The sequence below is a fragment of the Pseudomonas sp. L13 genome (assembly GCF_009935965.1).
Taxonomy (GTDB): Bacteria; Pseudomonadota; Gammaproteobacteria; order Pseudomonadales; family Pseudomonadaceae; genus Aquipseudomonas; species Aquipseudomonas lactis.
This window is the reverse complement of record NZ_QODJ01000001.1, coordinates 300,776-324,560: the sequence shown is the minus strand read 5'-3', so window position 1 is coordinate 324,560 and position 23,785 is coordinate 300,776. Positions and strand designations below refer to the sequence as shown.

General features: G+C 60.7%; 25 protein-coding genes. 11 read left to right on the top strand and 14 right to left on the bottom strand.

The window, feature by feature from the left end:
* Window positions 1-56 precede the first annotated feature (56 nt).
* Both DK871_RS01515 and DK871_RS01510 read left to right on the top strand, forming a co-directional pair.
* On the top strand, window positions 57-347 hold the full coding sequence (locus DK871_RS01515) for a DUF2782 domain-containing protein (protein WP_003187366.1): 291 nt from the start codon (window positions 57-59) through the stop codon (window positions 345-347).
* A gap of 56 nt (window positions 348-403) precedes the next feature.
* Window positions 404-1,357: a homoserine kinase gene (locus DK871_RS01510; RefSeq protein ID WP_161903743.1), complete on the top strand. Its 954-nt coding sequence runs from the start codon at window positions 404-406 to the stop codon at window positions 1,355-1,357.
* Window positions 1,358-1,601: 244 nt separating this feature from the next.
* Here DK871_RS01510 and DK871_RS01505 read toward each other — a convergent pair whose 3' ends face one another.
* Window positions 1,602-2,531 carry a metal ABC transporter solute-binding protein, Zn/Mn family gene (locus DK871_RS01505; RefSeq protein WP_161903771.1) on the bottom strand — a complete coding sequence of 310 codons (930 nt, stop codon included), beginning with the start codon at window positions 2,529-2,531 and terminating at the stop codon, window positions 1,602-1,604.
* Between the two features lie 58 nt (window positions 2,532-2,589).
* Between DK871_RS01505 and zur the strand changes: the two genes are divergently transcribed.
* From zur to DK871_RS01485, 4 genes are read left to right on the top strand one after another with little or no spacing between them, the layout of a single operon-like run.
* A complete protein-coding gene (zur, locus tag DK871_RS01500) occupies window positions 2,590-3,072 on the top strand; it encodes a zinc uptake transcriptional repressor Zur (protein WP_056790636.1) in 483 nt (160 codons plus the stop codon).
* On the top strand, window positions 3,072-3,842 hold the full coding sequence (gene znuC, locus DK871_RS01495; protein ID WP_003187361.1) for a zinc ABC transporter ATP-binding protein ZnuC: 771 nt from the start codon (window positions 3,072-3,074) through the stop codon (window positions 3,840-3,842). Before zur ends, znuC begins: the two co-directional genes overlap by 1 nt.
* Window positions 3,835-4,623, top strand: coding sequence for a zinc ABC transporter permease subunit ZnuB (gene znuB / locus DK871_RS01490; protein ID WP_003187359.1), 789 nt, complete (start codon window positions 3,835-3,837; stop codon window positions 4,621-4,623). Before znuC ends, znuB begins: the two co-directional genes overlap by 8 nt.
* Before the next feature lie 37 nt (window positions 4,624-4,660).
* Entirely contained in the window at window positions 4,661-5,380 is a 720-nt protein-coding gene (locus DK871_RS01485) for a PA5502 family lipoprotein (protein WP_014716334.1), read from the top strand.
* Window positions 5,381-5,466: 86 nt separating this feature from the next.
* Here the strand turns inward: DK871_RS01485 and katE are convergent, their stop codons facing one another.
* Entirely contained in the window at window positions 5,467-7,608 is a 2,142-nt protein-coding gene (gene katE, locus DK871_RS01480; protein WP_161903742.1) for a catalase HPII, read from the bottom strand.
* A 265-nt stretch (window positions 7,609-7,873) separates the two neighbouring features.
* On the opposite strand from katE, the gene DK871_RS01475 reads away from it, so the two are divergent.
* The 3 genes from DK871_RS01475 to DK871_RS01465 are packed head-to-tail and all read left to right on the top strand — an operon-like array spanning window position 7,874 to window position 10,377.
* Window positions 7,874-8,881 carry a methionine ABC transporter ATP-binding protein gene (locus DK871_RS01475; RefSeq protein WP_161903741.1) on the top strand — a complete coding sequence of 336 codons (1,008 nt, stop codon included), beginning with the start codon at window positions 7,874-7,876 and terminating at the stop codon, window positions 8,879-8,881.
* Window positions 8,881-9,555 carry a methionine ABC transporter permease gene (locus DK871_RS01470; protein ID WP_003187354.1) on the top strand — a complete coding sequence of 225 codons (675 nt, stop codon included), beginning with the start codon at window positions 8,881-8,883 and terminating at the stop codon, window positions 9,553-9,555. Before DK871_RS01475 ends, DK871_RS01470 begins: the two co-directional genes overlap by 1 nt.
* A 51-nt stretch (window positions 9,556-9,606) precedes the next feature.
* Window positions 9,607-10,377 carry a MetQ/NlpA family ABC transporter substrate-binding protein gene (locus DK871_RS01465; RefSeq protein WP_161903740.1) on the top strand — a complete coding sequence of 257 codons (771 nt, stop codon included), beginning with the start codon at window positions 9,607-9,609 and terminating at the stop codon, window positions 10,375-10,377.
* A gap of 37 nt (window positions 10,378-10,414) precedes the next feature.
* On the opposite strand, the gene DK871_RS01460 is transcribed toward DK871_RS01465, so the two are convergent.
* The 5 genes from DK871_RS01460 to DK871_RS01440 are packed head-to-tail and all read right to left on the bottom strand — an operon-like array spanning window position 10,415 to window position 14,338.
* Entirely contained in the window at window positions 10,415-11,050 is a 636-nt protein-coding gene (locus DK871_RS01460) for an SCO family protein (protein WP_161903739.1), read from the bottom strand.
* On the bottom strand, window positions 11,047-11,946 hold the full coding sequence (gene cyoE / locus DK871_RS01455; RefSeq protein ID WP_032894322.1) for a heme o synthase: 900 nt from the start codon (window positions 11,944-11,946) through the stop codon (window positions 11,047-11,049). Before cyoE ends, DK871_RS01460 begins: the two co-directional genes overlap by 4 nt.
* A complete protein-coding gene (locus tag DK871_RS01450) occupies window positions 11,934-13,013 on the bottom strand; it encodes a heme A synthase (protein WP_161903738.1) in 1,080 nt (359 codons plus the stop codon). Before DK871_RS01450 ends, cyoE begins: the two co-directional genes overlap by 13 nt.
* Before the next feature lie 10 nt (window positions 13,014-13,023).
* Entirely contained in the window at window positions 13,024-13,608 is a 585-nt protein-coding gene (locus DK871_RS01445; protein WP_161903737.1) for a hypothetical protein, read from the bottom strand.
* Window positions 13,574-14,338 carry an SURF1 family protein gene (locus DK871_RS01440; RefSeq protein WP_161903736.1) on the bottom strand — a complete coding sequence of 255 codons (765 nt, stop codon included), beginning with the start codon at window positions 14,336-14,338 and terminating at the stop codon, window positions 13,574-13,576. The genes DK871_RS01445 and DK871_RS01440 overlap by 35 nt, the downstream gene beginning before the upstream one ends.
* Before the next feature lie 32 nt (window positions 14,339-14,370).
* Here DK871_RS01440 and DK871_RS01435 point away from each other — a divergent pair, with 32 nt between their 5' ends.
* Window positions 14,371-14,574, top strand: coding sequence for a twin transmembrane helix small protein (locus tag DK871_RS01435; RefSeq protein WP_003187345.1), 204 nt, complete (start codon window positions 14,371-14,373; stop codon window positions 14,572-14,574).
* A gap of 6 nt (window positions 14,575-14,580) precedes the next feature.
* On the opposite strand, the gene DK871_RS01430 is transcribed toward DK871_RS01435, so the two are convergent.
* From DK871_RS01430 to coxB, 4 genes are all read right to left on the bottom strand, one after another.
* Window positions 14,581-15,468 carry a cytochrome c oxidase subunit 3 gene (locus DK871_RS01430; RefSeq protein WP_161903735.1) on the bottom strand — a complete coding sequence of 296 codons (888 nt, stop codon included), beginning with the start codon at window positions 15,466-15,468 and terminating at the stop codon, window positions 14,581-14,583.
* Between the two features lie 35 nt (window positions 15,469-15,503).
* Complete coding sequence (locus DK871_RS01425) at window positions 15,504-16,055, bottom strand: cytochrome c oxidase assembly protein (RefSeq protein ID WP_161903734.1); 552 nt, start codon at window positions 16,053-16,055, stop codon at window positions 15,504-15,506.
* A 135-nt stretch (window positions 16,056-16,190) separates the two neighbouring features.
* Window positions 16,191-17,774, bottom strand: a complete 1,584-nt coding sequence (ctaD, locus tag DK871_RS01420; protein ID WP_161903733.1) for a cytochrome c oxidase subunit I — start codon at window positions 17,772-17,774, stop codon at window positions 16,191-16,193.
* A 58-nt stretch (window positions 17,775-17,832) separates the two neighbouring features.
* Complete coding sequence (coxB, locus tag DK871_RS01415; protein WP_032894328.1) at window positions 17,833-18,960, bottom strand: cytochrome c oxidase subunit II; 1,128 nt, start codon at window positions 18,958-18,960, stop codon at window positions 17,833-17,835.
* A gap of 369 nt (window positions 18,961-19,329) precedes the next feature.
* Here coxB and DK871_RS01410 point away from each other — a divergent pair, with 369 nt between their 5' ends.
* Window positions 19,330-19,977: a hypothetical protein gene (locus DK871_RS01410; RefSeq protein ID WP_161903732.1), complete on the top strand. Its 648-nt coding sequence runs from the start codon at window positions 19,330-19,332 to the stop codon at window positions 19,975-19,977.
* A 129-nt stretch (window positions 19,978-20,106) separates the two neighbouring features.
* On the opposite strand, the gene DK871_RS01405 is transcribed toward DK871_RS01410, so the two are convergent.
* The 3 genes from DK871_RS01405 to DK871_RS01395 all read right to left on the bottom strand — a co-directional run bounded on the left by DK871_RS01405 (window position 20,107) and on the right by DK871_RS01395 (window position 23,752).
* Window positions 20,107-21,648, bottom strand: coding sequence for a SulP family inorganic anion transporter (locus DK871_RS01405; RefSeq protein ID WP_161903731.1), 1,542 nt, complete (start codon window positions 21,646-21,648; stop codon window positions 20,107-20,109).
* A gap of 85 nt (window positions 21,649-21,733) precedes the next feature.
* A complete protein-coding gene (locus tag DK871_RS01400; protein ID WP_003187331.1) occupies window positions 21,734-22,465 on the bottom strand; it encodes a carbonic anhydrase in 732 nt (243 codons plus the stop codon).
* A 228-nt stretch (window positions 22,466-22,693) separates the two neighbouring features.
* Window positions 22,694-23,752 (bottom strand): PA0069 family radical SAM protein, encoded by a 1,059-nt coding sequence (locus DK871_RS01395; RefSeq protein ID WP_161903730.1) that lies wholly within the window; start codon window positions 23,750-23,752, stop codon window positions 22,694-22,696.
* Window positions 23,753-23,785: the final 33 nt, after the last annotated feature.

Below are 23,785 nucleotides of genomic sequence, written 5' to 3'. Positions count from 1 at the left end.
CGGCGGGTCAGGCGCTAGAATAGCCGGACCAATGAAAACAAAGGGACAAGGTTATCATGCGTACATTCAATCGCCTGCTGTTGACCGGTTTGATTGCACTCGCTCCGATGGCTGCCATGGCGGCAGACGATGCCCCTTCGGCAGACCCGGAAGTTACCATTCGCACGGAAGGCGACAAAACCATCCAGGAATACCGCCAAAACGGCTTTCTGTACGCAATCAAAGTCACCCCGAAGGGCGCACCACCGTACTTTCTGGTACGTGCGGACGGCACCGACGCAAACTTCATCCGCTCTGACCAGCCGGATATGCTGATCCCGTCATGGAAGATCTTCGAATGGAAATGATTTCTTAATTTTAACCGGCGCTGCCCACCGCAGCGCCCGTAACGGCAGTTTTAACCATGTCTGTGTTCACCCCCCTGGCTCGGCCCGAGCTGGAAACCTTTCTCGCCCCTTACGGGCTCGGCCGCCTGCTTGATTTCCAGGGGATTGCCGCCGGCAGCGAAAACACCAATTTCTTTATCAGCCTGGAACAGGGTGAATTCGTCCTGACCCTGGTTGAGCGTGGCCCGGTGACAGAAATGCCGTTCTTCATCGAACTGCTTGACGTGCTCCACGGCGCCGACCTGCCTGTGCCGTACGCCCTGCGTACCACCGACGGCATCGCTTTGCGCGAACTCAAGGGCAAACCGGCCTTGCTGCAACCGCGCCTGGCGGGCAAGCACATCAAGGATGCCAATGCGCAGCATTGCGCCCAGGTTGGCGAACTGCTCGGCCACCTGCACTTGGCCACCCAGGGCGAAAAGGTACTTGAACGCAAGACCGACCGCGGCCTGGCGTGGATGCTCAGCGAGGGCGCGCAGCTTATTTCGCACCTCAACGAGGCCCAGCAACGCCTGTTGCGCGATGCACTGGCCGAGATCGACGCTCACAAGGCTGATATCCTCGGCCTGCCACGAGCGAATGTGCACGCCGATCTGTTTCGCGATAACGCGATGTTTGAAGGCACGCACCTGACGGGCCTGATCGACTTCTACAACGCCTGTTCGGGGCCGATGCTCTACGACGTGGCAATCGCCTTGAATGACTGGTGCTCGGATGCCGAGGGCGTGATTGACGGTCACCGTGCCCGGGCGCTGCTGGGCGCCTACGCGGGGCTACGGGCGTTTACCGCGAAGGAAGCCGAGCTATGGCCGACCATGCTGCGGGTGGCGTGCGTACGGTTCTGGCTGTCTCGGCTGATCGCGGCCGAGTCATTTGCAGGGCAGGATGTGCTGATTCACGACCCGGCTGAGTTTGAGCATCGCCTGGCGCAGCGTCAGCAGGTCACCGTTCAGCTGCCGTTCGCACTCTAAAAGACCGACTCGCTCAATGTAGGAGCTGGCTTGCCTGCGATAGCGGTATCAACTGAGCCAACGCTATCGCGGGCAAGCCCTAATGCCAGTCAGTTAAGCGGTCATCGCCTTCTGTAGGAGCGAGGGGGACGCCTAGTTCTTGCTCGCGAAAAACGTCAACGATAACGCTTGTTTGCTGAATGAACGCGGCGCCTGTAAGTTTTTCGCGAGCAAGCTCGCTCCTACAGGGGTTTTGTGTGGCCTGTTAGAGCGACTCCAGGCAACCGGCCAGATCATTGCCGAGTTTTTCCAGCACCTGCTCATAACCCTGCGCGGTAGCCGGCGTATAGCCACCCAACGCATCCAATTCCGCCAACTTCACCGGCAACCCGGCAACCAGGGTTTCGGCCAAGCGAGGTCGCAACGGCGGCTCGCTGAACACGCAAGTCTTGCCCACTTCCTGCAAACGCGCGCGCATCGCCGCTACGTGCTGCGCGCCCGGCTGTACTTCGGCGGCCACGCTGAACACGCCAGCATGTTTCAAGCCGTACGCCTCTTCGAAGTAATCAAAGGCTTCGTGAAACACGAAGTAGGGCTTGCCATCAACCCCCGCTAAACGCTGCTTCAGGCGCGCATCCAGTGCGTTCAGGCGTTCTTCGAAGGCTTTTGCATTGCTCTGATACCGCTCGGCGTTGGCCGGGTCTGCGGCACTGAGGTCGGCCGCCATCCGTGCGGCGATCACGCGCGCATTGACGGTCGAGAGCCACAGGTGCGCATCGACACTGCCTGGCCGGTGATCGTGGTCATGTTCGTCGGCTTCGTCGGCATGAGAATGGCTATCTTCGCCGAAAACGCGCAGTTTCATGCCCGGCAGGTCCTGCACGGCCACCGTTGCCGCCGTGCGGCCTTTGAGCACACGCGGCAAAAACGTTTCCATGTCTGGCCCAATCCAGTACAGCAGGTCGACCGACTGCACGCGCCGTACGTCGGATGGGCGCAAAGCAAAGTTATGCGGCGAAGCCCCCGGCGGCAGCAATACCTCTGGAACAGCCACCCCGTCCTGCACGGCAGCCGCGATCAGCTGCAACGGCTTGATGCTCGTCAGTACCTTGACCTCGGCCTGAGCGGCACCCGCAACGAACAAACTGGTGACAAATACGACAAAAACGGGAAAAAGTCGGGACACGATGACCACTCGATGGCGTAGGAACGGGTAACATAATAACGTCTCTATCAAATATCTGTCGCCGCTCATGCCTAAAACACCGCTTGCCAGCCGTCCCCACGACCACTCTCACTGCGTGCACACCGCATTGTCAGAGGCCGACACCCTGTGCGCGAAGAAAGGCTTGCGCCTCACCGCCTTGCGTCGCCGGGTGCTGGAGCTGGTGTGGCAGAGCCATAAACCTTTGGGCGCGTACGACATTCTTGGCGTACTCAGTGAGCAGGACGGCCGCCGCGCCGCGCCGCCTACCGTTTACCGTGCACTGGATTTCCTGCTGGAAAACGGCCTGGTGCACCGTATTGCCTCGCTTAACGCCTTTGTCGGTTGCAACCACCCGGAGCACGCGCATCAGGGCCAGTTCCTGATCTGCCGCGAGTGCCACGCCGCGATCGAGCTTGAACAAAAAAGCATCAGCGACGCCATTATCAAAAGCGCTGCCGACGTTGGCTTCAAAGTCGAGGGGCAAACGGTCGAAGTGGTCGGCCTGTGCGCAGGCTGCCAGGGGGTTTGATGAGCAATGCGTTAATCCGCCTGGAGCAGGTCGGGGTCACGTTCGCCGGACAAAACGTGCTGGAAAACATCGCACTGAGCGTGGAACCGGGGCAAATCGTCACCCTGATCGGCCCCAACGGCGCCGGCAAGACCACCCTGGTGCGCGCCGTACTCGGGCTGCTCAAGCCCCACAGCGGCACGGTTTGGCGCAAGCCCAAGCTGCGCGTGGGCTATATGCCGCAAAAACTGCATGTGGACCCGACGTTGCCGCTCTCCGTCTTGCGCTTCCTGCGCCTGGTGCCCGGCGTAGACCGCGCCCGCGCCCAGGCTGCGCTTAAGGAAGTCGGCGCCGAACACGTCATCGACAACCCGGTGCAAAGCATCTCCGGCGGCGAAATGCAGCGCGTGCTGCTGGCCCGCGCCTTGCTGCGCGAGCCCGAGCTGCTGGTACTCGATGAGCCCGTGCAAGGCGTCGATGTCGCCGGCCAGGCCGAGCTGTACAGCCTGATCACCCGCCTGCGCGACCGCCATGGTTGCGGCGTGCTGATGGTCTCCCACGACTTGCACTTGGTCATGAGCACCACCGACCAAGTGGTCTGCCTCAACCGCCACGTGTGCTGCTCCGGCCACCCGGAACAAGTCAGTGGCGACCCGGCGTTCGTGGAGTTGTTCGGCAAGAACGCCCAGAGCCTGGCTATCTATCATCACCACCACGACCACGCCCATGACCTGCATGGCGCCGTCGTCGATACCCCCCACGTTCATGGAGATAGCTGCAAGCATGGCTGATTTTCTGCTCTACGCCCTGCTGGCAGGCTTGGCTTTGGCACTGGTAGCGGGCCCATTGGGCTCGTTTGTGGTCTGGCGGCGCATGGCCTATTTCGGCGACACCTTGTCCCATGCCGCCTTGCTGGGCGTGGCCATGGGCTTTCTTCTGGATGTAAGCCCGGCCATCGCCGTGACCGTCGGCTGCCTGCTGCTGGCGGTGTTGCTGGTGACCCTGCAGCAACGCCAGCCACTGGCCTCCGACACACTGCTGGGCATCCTCGCGCCCAGTACCTTGTCCCTGGGCCTGGTGGTGCTGAGCTTCATGCATGAAGTGCGCATCGACCTGATGGCCTACCTGTTCGGCGACCTGTTGGCGATCAGCCCGACGGACCTGGCCTGGATCCTCGGCGGCAGCGCTGCCGTGCTGGTGTTGCTGGTGACCCTGTGGCGCCCGTTGCTGGCGATCACCGTGCATGAAGAACTGGCCAAGGTAGAGGGCTTGCCCGTCGCAGGCCTGCGCATGGCCCTGATGTTGCTCATCGCCGTGGTGATTGCTGTCGCGATGAAGATTGTCGGCGTATTGTTGATCACGTCGCTGCTGATCATTCCAGCCGCCGCCGCCCAGCGCCACGCTCGCTCTCCGGAGCAGATGGCGATTGGCGCCAGCCTCCTGGGGATGCTTGCAGTGTGTGGTGGCCTGGCGCTGTCCTGGTTCAAGGACACACCGGCCGGGCCGTCGATTGTGGTTACGGCGGCCGCCCTGTTTCTGCTGAGTTTTGTCCTGCCCCGTCGAGGGGTGTAGACTTGCTCGCTTTTTGCGCAAATAGAGAGTCGCAGGAATGAAGCCGTTCACCTCCCGTTATCTGCTCCTTGCCGCATTTTCACTGCTGCTGGGCGCCTGCCAAAGTACGCCGCCCGCTGCCCCCCAGGCTCCGGATCCGCGGGCTGCGGCCATCGCGCAGCTGGAACAAAACCTGGCCAGCAGCGAATTGGCCACCGCCGAAGACCAACTGGCCGCATTGCAGGCCCAATCGCCCAACGACCCGGCACTTGAGGCCTACCAGCGTCAATTGGCCGAAGCCTACCTGCAGCGCAGCCAGATCGTGCTGCAAAAGGGCGATGTCAACGCGGCCGCCACGGCCCTGAGCCGTGCCCGCGCCTTGATGCCCAAGGCCCCTGCGCTCACTGGTGGCGTCAACAGCGCCATCAGCCATGCGCGCAAAGCCGAATTGGACCAGGCAGAAGCCGCATTGAAAGCCGCTGAAGCCAAGCCTGCCGCCAAGGTCATCGACCCGGCAGCGCCGAGCACCACCGTGGCACTGAACCTCGCGGATGTCGAAGATATGCGCCATCAGCTGGATGCAATCGCCACCGACGTGGTGAATTACCAGTGCGACGTCAGCATCCAGGTGCCACGCACCCAGGATTACCCGTGGCTGGCCACGTTACTGACCAAGCGGGTCAAGCGGATTGATTCGGGGTATGACCTGAAGATTCACCGGCAAATCCTGAAACATATTCCGGCGCAGGTTGTGCTGATTCCGCGCAAGGCGGACTAAAAGCATCGCAGGCAAGCCAGCGCCCACATTTGAACGGTGTAGGAACTGGCTTGCCTGCGATGACAACCTAACAAACAACCGATAATTTAAGCCGGAATCGCCTTGGATTTCGGTTCACGCTCCCACACCCGGTGCTGGGCAATCGCCGCAAAGAAGGCTTTGAACGCCTTGGCATCCGCGCCCACGATCAGCCCCGCATCCGCTTCCAGTTTCAGCAGGTCCAGCAAGGGTTTCACATCACTGGCTACCGCAATCGCCTTCAGGTGTTTGTAGGCTTCCAGTACGTAATGCAACGCCACGCCATCACCGCTCAGCGCCTTCACGGACTCTTTGCCACCCGGGATAAACACTGCGTCGAAGGCAATGGACGGCATGCCTTCCATCGAGGCGTCGACCGGCAGCGTCTTGCCCTGCGCAGTGGTCACCGGCGCCGAAGTAGGCCCCAGCAACTTGGCATGGGCGCCTTCTGCTTCCAGCGCGGCTTTTAGCGCGTCAATGGCCGCACCATCAGCGCCGTTGGCTGCCAGAATCGCCACTTTGCGCGTTTTAATATCGCCCGATAACAAGTTCACCTGGCTCAAGGCTGGCGACTCTTTCAACGACGTTTCACGGGCAGGCACCGTGCCCTTGGTCGGCGCTGGCAAGCCCAGGTTCTGCGCAACGCGCTTGGCCAGCTCCAGGTCGATATTGGCCAGGATCTCGTTGACCTGGCGCGCACGGATGAACTCGCGCTCCACCTTGCCCAGTTCAAAGCTGTAGGCCGCGATAATGTGCTCTTTCTCATGGTGGCTCATGCTGTTGTAGAACAGCGTGGCCTGGGAGAAATGGTCGCCGAAGGATTCGCTACGCTCACGCACTTTGTTGGCATCGACGCGCTCGTAGTAGGACTCAAAGCCACCATCGGTAGGACCAGCAGGGGTTTCCTTCGGCCAACCACCATCAATGGAGTTTGGTTCGTAAGACGCACGACCTTTATCGATCACCGTACGATGCTGAGCGTCGCGCTGGCCGTTATGGAAAGGCACGACAGGCCGGTTGATTGGAATCTCATGAAAGTTCGGCCCGCCCAGTCGGCTGATCTGGGTATCGGTGTAGGAAAACAGACGGCCTTGCAGCAACGGGTCGTTGGTAAAGTCGATGCCCGGCACAATGTGGCCTGGGCAGAACGCAACCTGTTCGACTTCAGCGAAGAAGTTGTCCGGGTTACGGTTGAGCACCATTTTGCCCAGCGGCGTGATCGGTACCAGTTCTTCTGGAATGATCTTGGTCGGGTCGAGCAAGTCGAAATCAAACTTGTGCTCGTCTTCTTCGGCCACGATCTGTACGCCCAGCTCCCACTCGGGGTAATCGCCGCTTTCAATCGCTTCCCATAGGTCACGGCGGTGGTAGTCGGTGTCTTTACCGGCCAGCTTTTGCGCCTCATCCCATACCAAAGAGCAGGTGCCGACTTTTGGACGCCAGTGGAACTTCACGAAGCTGGACTTACCTTCGGTATTGATCAACCGGAAGGTGTGCACCCCAAAGCCCTGCATGGCGCGCAGGCTTTTTGGAATGGCGCGGTCGGACATGGCCCAGATCACCATGTGCGCGGATTCCGGTTGCAGCGAGACAAAGTCCCAGAACGTATCGTGGGCCGAACCGCCGGTAGGAATCTCGTTATGAGGCTCGGGTTTCACCGCGTGGACGAAGTCAGGAAATTTGATTGCATCCTGGATGAAGAACACCGGCATGTTGTTGCCCACCAGGTCGAAGTTGCCTTCGTCGGTGAAGAACTTCACGGCAAAACCGCGCACGTCACGCACGGTGTCGCCGGAACCACGCGGGCCCTGCACCGTGGAAAAACGCGCAAAAACTGGGGTTTTATGCTCAGGCGTGCGCAGGAAACCTGCCTTGGTCAGCGCCGAATGATCGCCGTAACTCTGGAAATAGCCATGGGCGCCCGTACCCCGCGCATGCACGATGCGCTCCGGGATGCGCTCATGGTCGAAGTGCGTGATCTTTTCACGCATGATGAAGTCTTCAAGCAGCGACGGGCCGCGCGCGCCGACTTTAAGGCTGTTCTGGTTATCGGAAATCTTCACGCCCTGATTGGTGCGCAGGGCCTGGCCGGTAGCGTCAGAGCGGAATTCTTCCAACGCCTGCAGTTTGGTGTTGGTGTTGCCACGGTCCAGGGTATCGGTACCCGCAAGTTCACTCTTGGGCGGGGTGGCTGGCTTCTTGGTACTCATCAGTCAAAACTCCTTATTCAAAGTGGCCAGAGCGGTCCCCGGCTCGTTTGAGCAAAACCCCAGGCACGGCACCTGGGAAATCGAGTTGCTTAAGTAGTGACTGACGCGGTTTTGCACCGTTCCTTTTTTATGACCTTTGATCGCGTTATTGCCAAATGGCTGGATGAATACGAAATAAATGCTAAGAAACGCTATACGGACAGGCTAAAATGCGCGCCCGGCTAACCGCTGATCCCTTTTCAATGCGCCCCACAAGGTTCGCTACGTGATCGAGTTTCAAAACGTCCATAAAACCTACCGCGTCGCCGGTAAGGATATCCCCGCCCTGCACCCCACCAGCCTGCGCGTCGAGAACGGCCAGGTGTTTGGCCTGATTGGCCACTCGGGTGCCGGTAAAAGCACCCTGCTGCGCCTGATCAACCGCCTGGAAGAACCCAGTGGCGGCCAGATCAGGGTAGATGGCGAAGAAGTCACTGCGCTGGACGCCAACGGCCTGCGCCGCTTCCGCCAGCAGGTCGGGATGATCTTCCAGCACTTCAACCTGCTGGCGTCCAAGACCGTGGCCGACAACGTCGCTCTGCCGCTGACGCTCGCCGGCGAGCTGTCGCGCAAGGAAATCGACCAACGCGTGGCTGAGTTGCTCGCCCGCGTCGGCCTGTCGGACCATGCCAAAAAGTACCCGGCGCAGTTGTCCGGCGGCCAGAAACAGCGTGTGGGTATCGCCCGCGCCCTGGCAACCAAGCCAAAAATCCTGCTGTGCGACGAAGCCACCAGCGCCCTCGACCCGCAAACCACGGCGTCGGTCCTGCAACTGCTGGCCGAGATCAACCGCGAGCTGAACCTGACCATCGTGTTGATCACCCATGAAATGGACGTGATCCGCCGCGTATGCGACCAGGTCGCGGTGATGGACGCGGGGGTAATCGTCGAGCAAGGCTCGGTGGCCGACGTGTTCCTGCACCCCAAGCACCCGACTACCAAGCGCTTCGTACAAGAAGCTGAACAGGTGGACGAAGGCGAGCAGCGCGACGACTTTGCCCATGTGCCAGGCCGTATCGTGCGCCTGACGTTCCAAGGGGACGCGACCTACGCGCCATTGCTGGGTACCGTCGCACGGGAAACCGGGGTGGACTACAGCATCCTTGCCGGCCGTATCGACCGCATCAAAGACATCCCTTACGGGCAACTGACCCTCGCCGTCACCGGCGGTGACATGGACGCTGCGTTTGCGCGCTTCACCGCCGCAGACGTTCACATGGAGGTCCTGCGCTGATGGACGTTTTCCTGAGTTTTTTCGCCAATATCGACTGGTCTGAAATCTGGCTCGCCACCGGCGACACCATGACCATGCTGTTCGGCTCGCTGTTCTTCACCGTGCTGCTGGGCCTGCCCTTGGGCGTGCTGTTGTTCCTGACCAGCCCGCGCCAACTGTTCGAACAAAAAGGCCTGTACGCGCTGCTGTCGCTGATCGTGAACATCCTGCGCTCGCTGCCATTCATCATCCTGCTGATCGTGATGATTCCGTTCACGGTACTGATCACCGGCACGTCGCTGGGTGTTGCCGGCGCGATCCCTCCGCTGGTCGTCGGCGCTACGCCATTCTTTGCGCGCCTGGTGGAAACCGCCCTGCGCGAAGTGGACCGTGGCATCATTGAAGCCACCCAGGCCATGGGCGCCACCACCCGCCAGATCATCACCAATGCACTGCTGCCCGAAGCCCGCCCTGGCATCTTCGCGGCGATTACGGTGACGGCGATTACACTGGTTTCCTACACCGCAATGGCCGGTGTGGTCGGTGCTGGCGGCCTAGGCGACCTGGCAATCCGTTTTGGCTACCAGCGCTTCCAGACCGATGTGATGGTGGTCACCGTGGTGATGCTGTTAATTCTGGTGCAAATTCTGCAAACCGTCGGCGACCGGCTGGTGGTGCACTTTTCTCGTAAATAACGGCCATTGCCGGCGCACAGCCGGCAGATGCCCGAACAAGGAGCTTGCTGGATGAAAAAACTACTGGTTGCTTTCGCCGCCGTGGCTGCGTTTTCCGCCCACGCCGAGACCATTACGGTCGCTGCTTCGCCGGTGCCTCACGCCGAAATCCTCGAATTCGTGAAGCCGGCCCTGGCCAAAGAAGGCGTGGACCTGCAGGTCAAAGTCTTCACCGACTACGTGCAGCCGAACGTACAGGTGGCTGAGAAACGCCTGGACGCCAACTTCTTCCAGCACCAGCCGTACCTGGATGAATTCAACAAGGCTAAAGGCACTCACCTGGTGAGCGTCGGCGCTGTGCACCTGGAACCTCTGGGCGCTTACTCCAGCAAGTACAAAAAACTGGCCGACCTGCCTGACGGCGCCAACGTGGTGATCCCGAACGACGCCACCAACGGCGGCCGTGCGCTGTTGCTGCTGGCCAAGAACGGCCTGATCACCCTGAAGGACCCGACCAACATCCTGTCGACCATCAAGGACATCACCGGCAACGATAAAAACCTAAAATTCCGCGAACTGGAAGCCGCCACCCTGCCGCGCGTGCTGACCCAGGTCGACCTGGCGCTGATCAACACCAACTACGCCCTGGAAGCCAAGCTGGACCCGTCCAAAGATGCCCTGGTGATCGAAGGCAGCGACTCGCCATACGTGAACATCCTGGTAACCCGCGAAGACAACAAAGATGCAGACGCGGTGAAGAAGCTGGTTGCAGCCCTGCACACGCCTGAAGTGAAGAAGTTCATCGAAGAGAAGTACAAAGGCGCGATCAAGCCAGCGTTCTGATCCACCTCGCTCCTACAAAATCGGCTTTATGTGGCTGCTATTTTCGCTGTAGCAGCCCCGGCAACTGCGCCACCAGCTTCTGGTTGTTCAACGGCGCACGAATAAACCCACGCTGGGTACCGTCCGGGCCGATCAGTGCCAGGTTGCCGCTGTGGTCGACGGTGTAGTTCGGCTTAGTGGTATCCGCCGGAATGAAGGGAATGCTCACCGCATTCGAAACCTTCTGCACATCCTCCACGTTCGCACCCGTCAGGCCTTGGAACTGCGGATCAAAGTAACCCAGGTACTGCTTGAGCTGCGCCGGGGTATCGCGGTGCGGATCGACGCTGACCAGGATCACCTGCAACTTGTCCACAGCCTCTTTAGGCAGCTCGCTCTTGATCTGGCGAAGCTGGGCGAGGGTGGTCGGGCAGATATCCGGGCAAAAGGTGTAACCGAAAAACAGCAGGCTCCACTTGCCCTTCAATTCATTGACCACCACCGGCTGGCCTTCCTGGTCGGTCATGGTCACCGCTGGCAACTGGCGGCTTTGCGGCAGCAAAATGATGCCCGCGTCGATCAGCGCGGTAGGGTCGCCCTGGCCTTTGCCCGAGAGCACTTTGTTGACGGTCAGGCCCATGATCAACGCCACCAGGGCCACGAGGATGAAGACGGTTTTTTGAGTTCGAGTCATAGGTTCAACAATAAGTAGTGGTCTACGAGCAGGGCGATAAACAGCAGCAGCAAGTACCAGATAGAGTACTTGAACGTGTTAATCGCCGCGTGCGGCTGGCTGCCACGGTACAACACCCAGGCCCATTGCAGAAAGCGTGCACCCAATACCAGCGCACAGGCCAGGTAGAGCAGCCCGCTCATGTGGATAACGTAGGGCATCAGGCTCACCGCCAGCAGGGCGAAGGTATACAGCAGGATATGCACCTTGGTGTAGTGCTCGCCATGGGTGACCGGCAGCATCGGGATGTCGGCCTTGGCGTATTCCTCTTTGCGGTGAATGGCCAGGGCCCAGAAGTGTGGAGGGGTCCAGGCGAAGATGATCAGCACCAGCAGCAAGGGTTCGGCACTCACATGCCCAGTGACAGCCACCCAGCCCAGCAGCGGCGGCGCCGCACCGGCCAGACCGCCGATGACGATATTCTGCGGCGTCGCCCGCTTGAGAAAGCCGGTGTAGATCACCGCATAACCCAGCAGCGAAGCCAAGGTCAGCCAGGCCGCCAGCGGGTTGGTGAACGCCAATAGCAGCGCCAATCCTGCAATCGCCAGGAACAACGCAAACGCTAGCGCCGCCATCGGCGAGACACGCCCCTCAGCCATCGGCCGCTTGTGAGTGCGCGCCATCACGGCATCAATCCGTCGATCGACCACATGGTTCACCGCCGCCGCGCCGCCTGCACACAGGGCAATGCCAAGGTTGCCGAACACCAGCACGGTCCAGGGCACCCCGGCGCGGGTGGCGAGGAACATGCCCACCAGCGAGGTGATCAGCATCAGCACCACTACTTTGGGCTTGGTCAGCTCCAGATAGTCACGCCAGATCGCCCGGTCGCGACGTGCGCCGATCACGGTCGCCATGGCAGTTCTCCTTTAAGGGTGATCAGGCCCGACACCTGTTTGCGCGGGATGAAACGCCAGCCGAACAGACGCGGGTGACGCACCCGAACCAGGCTGGTGCGCGCGTGATAATTGACCAGCACCAGCGTCATCAACAACGCTGCCCCGCCAGCGTTATGCGCGACTGCCACCGGCAACGGCAGGCCGAACGCCACATTACTCAGCCCCAGGCAGATCTGCGCGGCTAGGGCGATCAACAGCAGGCCGGCCAGGCGCGTCATCCCCACTGCACGTAGCTGCCAGGCCAAACCGAGCAGCACCAGGGTAACCAGTACAGCACCGATGCGATGCGTCAGGTGGATAGCAGTGCGCGCTTCGCTGTCGAGCTGCCCCCCCAGGTAATTGGGGCCGATGTGCTGGGTCAGGTGAAAACCATTGGCGAAGTCTGCCGTCGGCCACCATTGGCCATGACAGGTAGGCAAATCGACACAGGCCACCGCCGCGTAGTTGGAACTGACCCAGCCGCCCAGGGCGATCTGCCCGATCACCAGCACCAGCCCCGCCGTTGCCCAATATTGCAGGCGCTTGGGCACGACCAACGCTGGCAGTACGCCGGACAGCCGTAGGGTCAGCAGAAACAGCAGGCTCAAGGTCGCAAAGCCGCCCAAAAGATGCCCGGTGACCACTTGCGGCCAGAGCTTCAAGGTCACGGTCCACATGCCAAACGCCGCTTGGGCGAACACCACCGCGAGCAGGAACAGCGGCAGCTTCACCGGCTGACCCGGATCACGCCGATGACGCCACGAACGCACCGCCAGCAGCGCGATCAAGAGCCCCAGGCTACCCGCGAAGTAGCGATGGGTCATCTCGGCCCAGCCTTTGTCGGCCTCCACCGGCGTGTCGGGAAAGTGCAACTCGGCATGGGCCAGCTGGGCTTCGCTTTGCGGCACGCTGATAAAGCCATAGCAGCCCGGCCAGTCCGGGCAGCCGAGGCCGGCATGGGTCAGGCGGGTATAGGCGCCGAGCAGTACGACAAGCAACGCCAGTAATGTGGCAAACAGCGCGAGGCGAAATCCAGGCTTGGCCATGACGGTGCCCTTATCCGATGTTCGACAGTTTCAGCAGCAGGCGCAGGTCGTTGAGCAAGTCCTTGCCCTTGACCTTGGCGTCATAGCGCAGCACCAGATTGCCGTGGGGGTCGACGATCCACAGTTGTGCCTCACCAGACGCGGCAGCGTTCCTGGCAAAGGTCGACACATCCAGCGGGTAGCGCTGCAGCTGTGGATATTCGGCCTTGAGCTTGGCCTCGTATTCGCGGCTCAACGGTTGCGCGCCGGCCAGGGCATGGCTGGCACGGGATGCATCACGGCCAAGGCTGATCTGCAGCTGGCGCGCCAGGTACACCAGTTGCTGACAATCGGCAGCGCAGGCGGTGGGGGCGGTGACCAGCAGTTGCCAGCGCTGTTCATCGGCCTGCACGCCGATGTCGGCGCGGGTCTGGCCGTTGCCGATCAGTTCGCCGTGATAGCTGCGGCTGTCCGGCACCCAGAACTGCAATTTGTACATGAAGGTGGCCAGCGCCATCGGGCCGATCACCATCATCAGGATCAAAATCAGCTGCCAGCGCCCCTTGCGCCGATCAGGCGTGTCAGATGTGCTGGGTGGATTCATGGCCGCTCCCATGGGGCTTCTCCTTTTTGTTATGCCATCCGAGGTAGAGGTAAAGCGCCAGCAACGCCACGGCCATGGCGAACCATTGCACGGCGTAGGCCAGGTGTTTTTCCGGGCCCATGGCGACGATGGGCCAGTGGGTTTCGTAGGTACCGGGGCCCGCTTCGGCACGCAGTTCATAGGCAAAACCGCTGCGCCCCAGTTCGTCCCACAGCGCGGCGGGGTGCAGTGCAGTCAGCAGGCGCGGCCATTGCGTGCTGGCCGGATCGGCATGCAGTTGGAAGGTCTCGCCAGGGGCGACGTACACCCAGGCGTCGAGGTTCAGCGTCTGTTCAGGGGTAGTAAAGGCGGGCGCGATACGCCGGTCGGGCCAGGGCAGCCAGCCGCGATTGAGCAACAGCCACAGGCCGCTGGCCTGATCATGAAAGGGTTGCAGCAACTCGACGCCGGCCTTGCCGTCACGCATGCGGTTATCCAGCAATACGCTGTGTTCACCCTCCAGCTGCCCGCGAAGGTGAACGCGGCGGAAGGCTGGATCAGCCATGTCATTGAGCTGCGCACTGCTGACCGGCTCGGCTGCGCGGCGCTCGGCATAACGGTCTACCAGCAGTTGCTTTTCGTGCCCACGGGCCAGTTGCCAGAACCCCAGGCCGACCATCAACGGCAGCAACACCAGCACCACCAGCGTCGGCGCGATGCCCGGACGAAAGCGTTGCAGGGCACTGGCTATACTTGATCTCATCGCCCCTCCCCCCATTTGCCCGGAGCCAGACCATGCTCAAAGCCGCCATTGCCCTGATGCTGATCGCGACCGTCGTGAGCCTGTTCAGTGGCTTGTTCTTCCTGGTCAAGGACGAGGGCAACTCCAACCGCCTCGTCACCGCCTTGACCGTGCGTGTCACGCTGGCCGTGATCACCGTGGGCTTGATCGCCTGGGGCTTTTTCAGCGGCCAACTGGTCTCTCATGCGCCGTGGTAAGCGGCGTCACAGCACATAGACAAAGAAAAACAGCCCGATCCACACCACGTCCACAAAGTGCCAATACCAACTGGCCGCCTCAAACCCGAACTGGTGCTCGGCATTGAAATGCCCGCGCAGGATGCGCATCAGCATCACAAACAGAATGAGGGTGCCGATGGTCACGTGGGCACCGTGAAAGCCCGTGAGCATGAAGAACGTCGCGCCGTACACGCCTGAACCCAGGGTGAGGCCCAACTCTTTGTAGGCGTGGATGTATTCCTCGGCCTGGAACCCAAGAAACGCCAGGCCCAGCAGCACGGTGATCGCCAGCCAGAGTTTCAGTGCACCCCGATGGCCTTTGCGCAGCGCATGGTGGGCAATGGTGATGGTCACGCTGGAACTCACCAGCAAGATGGTGTTGACCAGCGGCAGGCCCCACGGGCTGATGGTGCCTTCCGGTGCGGGGTAGAGTTTGGGATCAGGGTTATTGAGCAACGGCCAGGCAAATTCGAAATTGGGCCACAGCATATGTGCAATACCTTTGGAGCCCTCACCCGCCAGCCAGGGTGCAGACATGTGTCGCACATAGAACAGCGCACCAAAGAACGCGATAAAGAACATCACCTCCGAAAAGATGAACCAGGTCATACCCCAGCGAAACGAGCGGTCCATCTGCGCGCTGTACAGCCCGGCGCGACTCTCCTTGATCACCGCGCCAAACCAGCCAAACAGCATGTAGGCCAGCAACAAACCGCCGACGAAAAAGATCCACGGCCCGTGGGATTCGGGGCGCGCGGCCTTCAAGTCGTTGAACCACACGGCCAGGCCATACACGGTGACCAGCAGGCCAATCGTGGCAATTATTGGCCATTTGCTTTGCGCTGGTACGTAGTACGTATCATGAGTCGACATGTATTCGCTCTCCTGATTGAGGCGGCAAACAGTAGCTAGCCCCCGGTCCTGAGGGCCACGGGCGGCTGGCGCGCAGTGATATCGAACAGCGTGTACGCCAGGGTCAAATGCTTCACATCCTTGGGCATCGCGCGGTCGACGATGAAACGTACGGGCATCTCAATGCGCTCCCCGGGCTGCAACACTTGCTGGGTAAAGCAAAAGCATTCGGTCTTGTGGAAGTACATCGCCGCCTCAGCCGGGGAAATACTGGGTATCGCCTGGGCGGTCATCGGCTTATCGGTGGGGTTGTAGGCCACGAACAGCATCTCGTTGACCGCCCCGGGGTTGACCACAATCTCATCGGCCTTGGAATGAAATTCCCAGACCATGTCGATGGCGTTGGTGGACAGGAACTGCACCCGCACCTGGCGCGAGGGGTCGACCATTTGCTCACCTTCGTACTGCCCGGCGGTCTTGCCGTTGATGCCGAATGCCTTGCACATCACGTCGTAGATCGGCACCAAAGCAAAGCCGAAGGCGAACATCGCCAGCACCAAAATCAGCAGGCGGGTGACCAGGCGCTTGAGCGGCACGGAGTCAGCCATGGCGCCCACCTGGCTTTGGATTTTCTGTGGGAGCTGGCTTGCCTGCGATGAGGATCTCAAAGCCGGTAGATTCAGCGCCTGACATACCGCCATCGCGGGCAAGCCCGCTCCCACAGAGGGGGTATAGGTAGGGCTTCATTTGACCTCCGGCGGCGTGGTGAAGGTGTGATACGGCGCGGGCGAAGGCACGCTCCATTCCAGGCCCTCGGCGCCATCCCACGGCTTGGCCGGCGCAGGCGGGCCGCCACGGATGCACTTGATGACAATGAACAGGAAGAAGATCTGCGTGGCGCCGAACATAAAGGCACCGATGGACGAGACCATGTTGAAGTCAGCGAACTGCAGGTTGTAGTCCGGCACCCGGCGCGGCATACCGGCGAGCCCCACAAAGTGCATGGGGAAGAACGCCATGTTCATGCCCACGAAAGACAACCAGAAGTGCAGCTTGCCCAAGGTTTCGTCGTACATGTGGCCGGTCCATTTCGGCAGCCAGTAGTAGGCCGAGGCGAAGATCCCGAAGATCGCGCCGGGCACCAGTACGTAATGGAAATGCGCCACCACAAAGTAGGTGTCGTGGTACTGGAAGTCCGCCGGGGCAATCGCCAGCATCAGCCCGGAGAAACCGCCAATGGTGAACAGGATCACAAAGGCCACCGCAAACAACATCGGCGTCTCGAACGTCAGTGAGCCTTGCCACATGGTGCTGACCCAGTTGAACACCTTCACCCCCGTGGGCACGGCGATCAGCAGGGTGGCGTACATGAAGAACAGCTCACCCACCAGCGGAATGCCCACCACGAACATGTGGTGCGCCCACACGATGAACGACAGGAACGCGATGCTCGCGGTGGCGTAGACCATCGAGGTGTAGCCGAACAACGGCTTGCGCGAGAAGGTGGGGATGATCGAGCTGACCGCACCAAAGGCCGGCAGGATCATGATGTACACCTCGGGATGCCCGAAGAACCAGAACACATGCTGGAACAGCACAGGATCGCCACCACCGGCCGCACTGAAGAAGCTGGTGCCGAAGTGGATGTCCATCAGCATCATGGTCACGCAGCCCGCCAGTACCGGCATCACCGCGATCAGCAGGAACGCGGTGATCAGCCAGGTCCACACGAACAGCGGCATTTTCATCAGGGTCATGCCCGGCGCGCGCAGGTTGAGGATGGTGGCGACCACATTGATCGCGCCCATGATCGAACTGATGCCCATCAGGTGGATGGCAAAGATAAAGAACGTCACGCTTTGCGGCGCATAGGTGGTGGAGAGCGGGGCGTAGAAGGTCCAGCCGAAATTCGGCCCACCGCCGGGTGTGAACAAGGTAGACACCAGCAGCAGAAACGCCGCCGGCAGCAGCCAGAAGCTGAAATTGTTCATGCGCGGCAGGGCCATGTCCGGCGCGCCGATCATCAGCGGGATCATCCAGTTGGCCAGGCCGACAAACGCTGGCATCACCGCGCCGAACACCATGATCAGGCCGTGCATGGTGGTCATCTGGTTGAAGAACGCCGGCTGCACGATCTGCAGGCCCGGCTGGAACAACTCGGCACGGATCACCATGGCGAACGAGCCGCCGAGCAGGAACATGGTGAAGGCAAACCACAGGTACATCGTGCCGATGTCTTTGTGGTTGGTGGTCAGCACCCAGCGCATCAAGCCTTTGGCGGGGCCGTGGGCATGGTCGGCATGACCATGGTCGATCACAGTGCTCATGGCCGTTCTCCTACAAGCGAGTGAGCGGGGCGATTCAGGGCATTGGCAATGAAAGTCGTCATTTGCTTTCCGCCTGTTTCAGAGCCAGCACGTCTTTGGGCGTGACCATGTCGCCTTTGTTATTGCCCCAGGCGTTACGCTCATAGGTCACCACAGCGGCGATATCCACTTCAGAGAGCTGCTTGCCGAAGGCTGCCATCGCGGTGCCGGGCTTGCCGTGATACACGATGCTCAGATGGTCTTTGGCCGGCCCCGTGGCGATTTTCGAGCCCTTGAGCGCTGGGAACATCGGTGGCAAGCCTTGGCCCTCAGCCTGGTGACAAGCCACGCAGGTGGTGTGGTAGACCTTGTCGCCACGGGCCACCAGCTCGTCCAGCGTCCACTCCTTGGAGGTCAGTTCCTTGAGCTTGGCCGCCTCCTCCTTGCGCTCGCCCAGCCAGGTGTCGTAGTCAGCCTTGGACTTGACCTCAACCACGATGGGCATGAAGCCATGGTCCTTGCCGCACAGCTCGGCGCACTGACCACGGTAGATGCCGGGCTTCTCGACGCGGGTCCAGGCCTCGTTGACGAAGCCGGGGATGGCGTCGCGCTTGACCGCAAAGGCCGGCACCCACCATGAGTGGATCACATCGGCGGCGGTCACCAGAAATCGCACCTTGGCGCCCACCGGCAACACCAGCGGCTGGTCGACTTCCAACAGGTAGTGTTCGCCCTTGGTGGCCTGGTTATGGATCTGTTCGGCGGGCGTGGCCAGGTTGCTGAAGAACTCCACGTCCTGACCCAGGTATTTGTAGTGCCATTTCCACTGATAGCCGGTGACCTGGATATCGATATCCGATTCACTGCTGTCGTAGATGTTGATCAGGGTCTTGGTGGCCGGAATGGCCATGGCCACCAGAATCAGCAAGGGCACCACCGTCCAGAGGATTTCCACGGTGGTGCTTTCGTGAAACTTGGCCGCTACCTGGCCCGTGGACCGACGGTGCAGGATCATCGACCAGAACATCGCGCCAAACACGACGATGCCGATCACCACACAGATCCAGAAAATGGTCATGTGCAGGTCAAACACAGCGTGGCTGACTTCAGTAGCCCCTGGCGCCATATTCGTGGTCCAGGCGGCGTGCGCCTGGCCGAATACCGACCACAACAGGAGGCCCATCCAAACGTGTGGATGTCGCGTCATTGCGGGTTCCCCTTTATGTTTCTTGTTATCCCGCCGGTTTGCACCTGCGGCGAAGGGAGCGGCTTCCATACTGCTTACAACCGCCAAGCCTTGCCTGCGTCATGCAGTTGGGCGTCATCAGCTAATTGCGTACAAAATCGAGTATAGACAGCCGTAGCAACCCCGCAATGTGTGGGGGCAAATGAATAGAAACAGACAGACGGGGCCCGTAAAATGGGCGGCGGAATCGTTTATCCGACGAACGATGGCATTTCGATATAACCCCTGCCTATAACCATGAAATAATTATGACAAATGCGTCTTAGGCGCTCGTATAAACGAACTACCTTATCTTCTCCCTTTTCCTACGCCTGCTTCACTGGAGCCCTCATGAACACCGCCGCATTGCGCGAGCAGATTTCCCGTGCCCATCAACACGAAGCCACCACCGGCCAACTTGTCAGCCATCTGAAAAAACAAATGCCGCACCTGCATTCGTCCATCGCCCTGGCTGACGGTGATCGCAACCTAGTCATGACCCGCTTTGTAACCGCTTACATCGACCTGGTTCCTGATTTGCTCGACGCCGCCAATGATGTGGCCCGTGAGGCCGGGATTGAAAGCCAGATCAAACCAGTACTGAAAATCGCTGAACATTTCTTCCTGCAGCCGCCAGCGATTCTGGCCGGCCACGACGGCCTTGATGGCCTGCTGGATGAGGCCTACCTGGCGCATCGCCTGGTCGAAGAAGTGAACGATCTGTACATCAAGCATTTCGGCCAGCCATTGATTCCAGCGGATACCACCGTGGCCAACGTGATCGCCCATCAACTGATCGGTGAAGAGTTCGCCAACCAACTGGATGAAGCCGTGCACCTGGCGGTGGATGAAATGCTTAACGAGGAAAGCTTTGCGCTGGAGTCGGTCGAGGCCTATCGCGAACAGCTCAAGAGCCCGCAGACCGAAGCGTCCTGGAAGCGCTGGCCATGCCTGTCGCGCCAGCTCGGGGTTGAGCTGACACTGGATCAGCCTGCGTAGACTTCAGATCCGATAGAGATCCAATGTGGGAGCCGGGCTTGCCCGCGATGGCGGAGTATCAGCCAACAGATTAGTTGACTGAACCACCGCCATCGCGGGCAAGCCCGGCTCCCACAGTTTTGGGGGTGTTCAGGCAGGCGCCGAACCGATCCCCACTGTCGTTCTCACCCGACCTTCCAGCCTGCGCTTCAACCCACGCGCCTCGATCACCAACGTCGACCCCTTGGCTGCATTGGCTCGACCCCATTCTTCCAGCAACTCCAGGCACGAGTGGTCGATGTAACTCAAGTTACTCAGCGGCACATGCAAGGTGGTCCCCGCAGGCACCGCCGACAGCACCTGAGTCAACGCCGGCACCTTCAGAAAGGTCGCCGCCCCCGTCAAACGCAGCTCCATCTCACCTTCCTGGGGCAGGTCGATCAGGCTGACTTTCAGGCGCGAAGCCTTGAAGGCCAACTTGAGCAATGTGAGCCCGAAGCCCACCAGCACGCCGGTCAGCAAATCGGTGAAGATAATTGCCAGCGCGGTGGCCGCGTAGGTGAACATCGGCATCCGCCCATAGCGGCCCAGCGCCTTGAACGCCTTGACGTCTACCAGTTTGATCCCGGTGTACACCAGCACACCCGCCAGGCTCGCGACCGGAATGCTTTGCAGCACGCTCGACAGCAACAGTACGAAGCCCAGCAGCCACAGGCCATGGAACATCGCCGACAGACGGGTGGTAGCACCGGCCTGGACGTTAGCCGAGCTGCGTACGATCACGCCGGTCATTGGCAATGCGCCCACCAGGCCGCAGAGCATGTTGCCCACCCCTTGGGCCGACAATTCCTTATCGAAATCGGAACGTTGACCACTGTGCATGCGGTCCACCGCTGCGGCAGACAGCAGGGTTTCGGCACTGGCAATAAACGCCACGGCGAATGCCGCGATCAGCACCTGCGGATCCGCCAGGTTCAGCAGGTCGCTGGGGCGCAGCCAGTCGATTGCGTCCGCGAGGTTTTCCGGGACCTCCACGCGCTTGACCTGCAACGCCAGTACCAGGCTGGCGACGGTCGCCAAGCCCACGCCAAGCAATGCGCCAGGCACAAACCGTAGCTGTTGCGGGCGGAATTTGTCCCACAGGTACATCACCAGCATCGTCGAAAGGCCGAGTACGCCAGCCTGCCAGCCGAGCCCGCCGCCGAGGGTAGGAATTGCCTCAGCCAGCGCTGCCGGGAAGCCTGCCAGGTTATCCAGCCCTGACGGCTTGGGCGCGCCGTCGAGCATCACATGGATCTGCGACAGCACGATCAACACGCCAATCCCGGCCAACATGCCGTAGACCACCGCCGGCGCGGTGACGCGAAACCAGCAGCCCAGGCGCAAACGCCCAGCCACCAGTTGCAGGAAGCCGGCCAATAACAGGATCGGCCCCAGCATCAGCATGCCGTGCTGACGCACCAGCTCGAACACCAGCACCGCCAGACCCGCCGCCGGGCCGCTGACTTGCAGCGGCGAGCCGGCCAGCCAGCCCACCACCAGGCCACCGATGATGCCAGTGATCAGGCCCTTGGCCGGCGGCATGCCGGAGGCAATCGCAATGCCCATGCACAGTGGCAAGGCGACCAGAAAAACAACCACCGAGGCGAGCAGCTCCCGTGGCAATACAGCTTTCAATTGAGCAGCACGCATGATGACTCTCCCGAGGCATTCGCCGGGCGCGGTAAAGCCTGGCTGCATCCATGGCAGCCACCGCATTACCCGGCAGGGAAGTGTTTTAGAAGCGCGCTTTAGGCGTCGCTGAAGGGATCGGCTCGGTGCCGTTCAGCGGTCGGAATGCCGCCTTGTCCGCATCGTAGGCCCGAATTTCGCTGGTCTCGATGTTGTAGATCCAACCATGGATAAACAAATGTCCATTGGCCATGCGCGAAGCCACGGAAGGGTGGGTGCGCAAATGTTGCAGTTGGGCGATGACGTTTTCTTCGGTCAGCACCGCCATGCTCTCGCCTTCGTTGGCGCAGTCGCAGTTGTCATGGACCATGGTCTTGGCGACCTCGGCGTGACGCAGCCAGGCCTTGACCGTTGGCATCTTTTCCAGGCTGTCGGGGTTGAGCACGGCACGCATGGCGCCGCAGTCCGAATGCCCGCATACGATGATGTGCTGTACGCCAAGGGCGAGCACCGCGTACTCGATAGCGGTGGAAACACCGCCGTTCATCTGGCCGTAGGGCGGCACCACGTTACCGACGTTACGGGTCACGAACAGGTCGCCTGGGGAGCTCTGGGTGATCAGCTCGGGCACGATGCGCGAGTCGGCGCAGGTGATGAACATCGCCCGTGGGCTCTGGGCGGTGGCGAGTTTCTTGAAAAGTTCTTCCTGCTGGGGGAAGACGTCGTGATGGAAATGCAAAAAGCCGTCAACGATATGCTGCAGCGCTGCATCGGCGGATTCCGCCACCTGAGGGGCTGAAGCCGACGCAGCCAACGGCTGTTTATCCTTGTCACTCATGATTCATCCTCTTGATCAATGCAGGGGAGGGTTCAGGTCAGTTCGACGCCATGGCGGTGAATTAGTTGTAAAACAACCACCGACCAGGCCGCCGACTCATCAGTCACTCGCTGAACAAGGTAACCGCCGAAACTTAACTCAAACTGAATGAACCGCTCTAGAACGCGGCTCTCAGTGATGTCAAAACGCGACTATTCCTACAGCAAAGGTGCACGTCTCTTCTTCAGTCTACAACAAAGCCATCTGTCTGCCCGGTGGGCAAAACGCCGTGCAATCGAGGTTGAACCCTTCCCGCCGATTCAGCCCCAGGCGTTTGATTGCCTTGGTGAACCGCTGCGCCAGCAAATCGGCAAACGGCCCCTCACCACGCATGCGCACACCAAACCGGCTGTCATACACCTCACCCCCGCGTACCTGCCGCACCAGGCTCATCACATGGGCCGCTCGCTGCGGGTAATGGGCCGCCAGCCACTCCTCGAACAACGGCGCCACCTCCAACGGCAGGCGCAGCATCATATACGCCGCGCTTTGTGCGCCGGCCGCGTGAGCTTCGGTAAGCAGGCTCTCCAGCTCGCTGTCGTTGATCATCGGGATCATTGGCGAGCACAGCACGCCCACCGGGATACCCGCGTCGCGCATTACCCGAATCGCCCGCAGCCGCGCCTTGGGCGCTGCCGTGCGCGGTTCCAGGATGCGCTTGAGTTCATCATCCAGGCTGGTGAGGCTGATCATCACCGCTACCAGGCGCTGGCGGGCCAACTCGGTCAGCAAGTCGAGGTCACGCAGGATCAGCGAACCCTTGGTGATGATGGTCACGGGGTGCCGGTAGCGCAGCAGTACCTCAAGGGTTTGCCGGGTAATCCGGTATTCGCGCTCGATAGGCTGGTACGGATCGGTATTGGAGCCCAGGTTGATCGGTGCGCACACGTAGCCCGGCTTCGACAGTTGCTGTTCCAGCACATCGGCCGCGTTGCTCTTGGCAATCAATCTGGTTTCAAAGTCCAGCCCGGGCGACATGTCCCAATAGGCATGGCTGGGCCGTGCATAGCAGTAGATGCAACCATGCTCACAACCGCGATACGGGTTGATCGACCGATCAAACGGCAAGTCCGGCGAGTTGTTGCGGGTGATGATGGTCTTGGCCGTTTCGATACGCACTTCGGTGCCTTGGGTGGGCGGCACTTCCTGGTACCAACCGTCGTCCTCGGCCACGCTGACGGTGGGTGCAAACCGATTGTGCAGGTTGGTGGCCGTACCCCGGCCACGGGGCGGCAGTGCAGTAGACATGAAAACGCCTCGATACTGTTTTTATATACAGTA

What these genes read in the sequence shown, in the direction of transcription:
- DK871_RS01410 (WP_161903732.1), top strand. Translation starts at nt 19,330, where the DNA reads ATGAACACCGCCGCATTGCGCGAGCAGATTTCCCGTGCCCATCAACAC.
- coxB (WP_032894328.1), bottom strand. Translation starts at nt 18,960, where the DNA reads ATGACGCGACATCCACACGTTTGGATGGGCCTCCTGTTGTGGTCGGTA.
- znuB (WP_003187359.1), top strand. Translation starts at nt 3,835, where the DNA reads ATGGCTGATTTTCTGCTCTACGCCCTGCTGGCAGGCTTGGCTTTGGCA.
- DK871_RS01430 (WP_161903735.1), bottom strand. Translation starts at nt 15,468, where the DNA reads ATGTCGACTCATGATACGTACTACGTACCAGCGCAAAGCAAATGGCCA.
- DK871_RS01465 (WP_161903740.1), top strand. Translation starts at nt 9,607, where the DNA reads ATGAAAAAACTACTGGTTGCTTTCGCCGCCGTGGCTGCGTTTTCCGCC.
- cyoE (WP_032894322.1), bottom strand. Translation starts at nt 11,946, where the DNA reads ATGGCGACCGTGATCGGCGCACGTCGCGACCGGGCGATCTGGCGTGAC.
- znuC (WP_003187361.1), top strand. Translation starts at nt 3,072, where the DNA reads ATGAGCAATGCGTTAATCCGCCTGGAGCAGGTCGGGGTCACGTTCGCC.
- zur (WP_056790636.1), top strand. Translation starts at nt 2,590, where the DNA reads ATGCCTAAAACACCGCTTGCCAGCCGTCCCCACGACCACTCTCACTGC.
- DK871_RS01450 (WP_161903738.1), bottom strand. Translation starts at nt 13,013, where the DNA reads ATGGCCAAGCCTGGATTTCGCCTCGCGCTGTTTGCCACATTACTGGCG.
- DK871_RS01485 (WP_014716334.1), top strand. Translation starts at nt 4,661, where the DNA reads ATGAAGCCGTTCACCTCCCGTTATCTGCTCCTTGCCGCATTTTCACTG.
- DK871_RS01515 (WP_003187366.1), top strand. Translation starts at nt 57, where the DNA reads ATGCGTACATTCAATCGCCTGCTGTTGACCGGTTTGATTGCACTCGCT.
- DK871_RS01470 (WP_003187354.1), top strand. Translation starts at nt 8,881, where the DNA reads ATGGACGTTTTCCTGAGTTTTTTCGCCAATATCGACTGGTCTGAAATC.
- DK871_RS01405 (WP_161903731.1), bottom strand. Translation starts at nt 21,648, where the DNA reads ATGCGTGCTGCTCAATTGAAAGCTGTATTGCCACGGGAGCTGCTCGCC.
- ctaD (WP_161903733.1), bottom strand. Translation starts at nt 17,774, where the DNA reads ATGAGCACTGTGATCGACCATGGTCATGCCGACCATGCCCACGGCCCC.
- DK871_RS01445 (WP_161903737.1), bottom strand. Translation starts at nt 13,608, where the DNA reads ATGGGAGCGGCCATGAATCCACCCAGCACATCTGACACGCCTGATCGG.
- DK871_RS01440 (WP_161903736.1), bottom strand. Translation starts at nt 14,338, where the DNA reads ATGAGATCAAGTATAGCCAGTGCCCTGCAACGCTTTCGTCCGGGCATC.
- DK871_RS01400 (WP_003187331.1), bottom strand. Translation starts at nt 22,465, where the DNA reads ATGAGTGACAAGGATAAACAGCCGTTGGCTGCGTCGGCTTCAGCCCCT.
- DK871_RS01460 (WP_161903739.1), bottom strand. Translation starts at nt 11,050, where the DNA reads ATGACTCGAACTCAAAAAACCGTCTTCATCCTCGTGGCCCTGGTGGCG.
- DK871_RS01435 (WP_003187345.1), top strand. Translation starts at nt 14,371, where the DNA reads ATGCTCAAAGCCGCCATTGCCCTGATGCTGATCGCGACCGTCGTGAGC.
- DK871_RS01395 (WP_161903730.1), bottom strand. Translation starts at nt 23,752, where the DNA reads ATGTCTACTGCACTGCCGCCCCGTGGCCGGGGTACGGCCACCAACCTG.
- katE (WP_161903742.1), bottom strand. Translation starts at nt 7,608, where the DNA reads ATGAGTACCAAGAAGCCAGCCACCCCGCCCAAGAGTGAACTTGCGGGT.
- DK871_RS01510 (WP_161903743.1), top strand. Translation starts at nt 404, where the DNA reads ATGTCTGTGTTCACCCCCCTGGCTCGGCCCGAGCTGGAAACCTTTCTC.
- DK871_RS01425 (WP_161903734.1), bottom strand. Translation starts at nt 16,055, where the DNA reads ATGGCTGACTCCGTGCCGCTCAAGCGCCTGGTCACCCGCCTGCTGATT.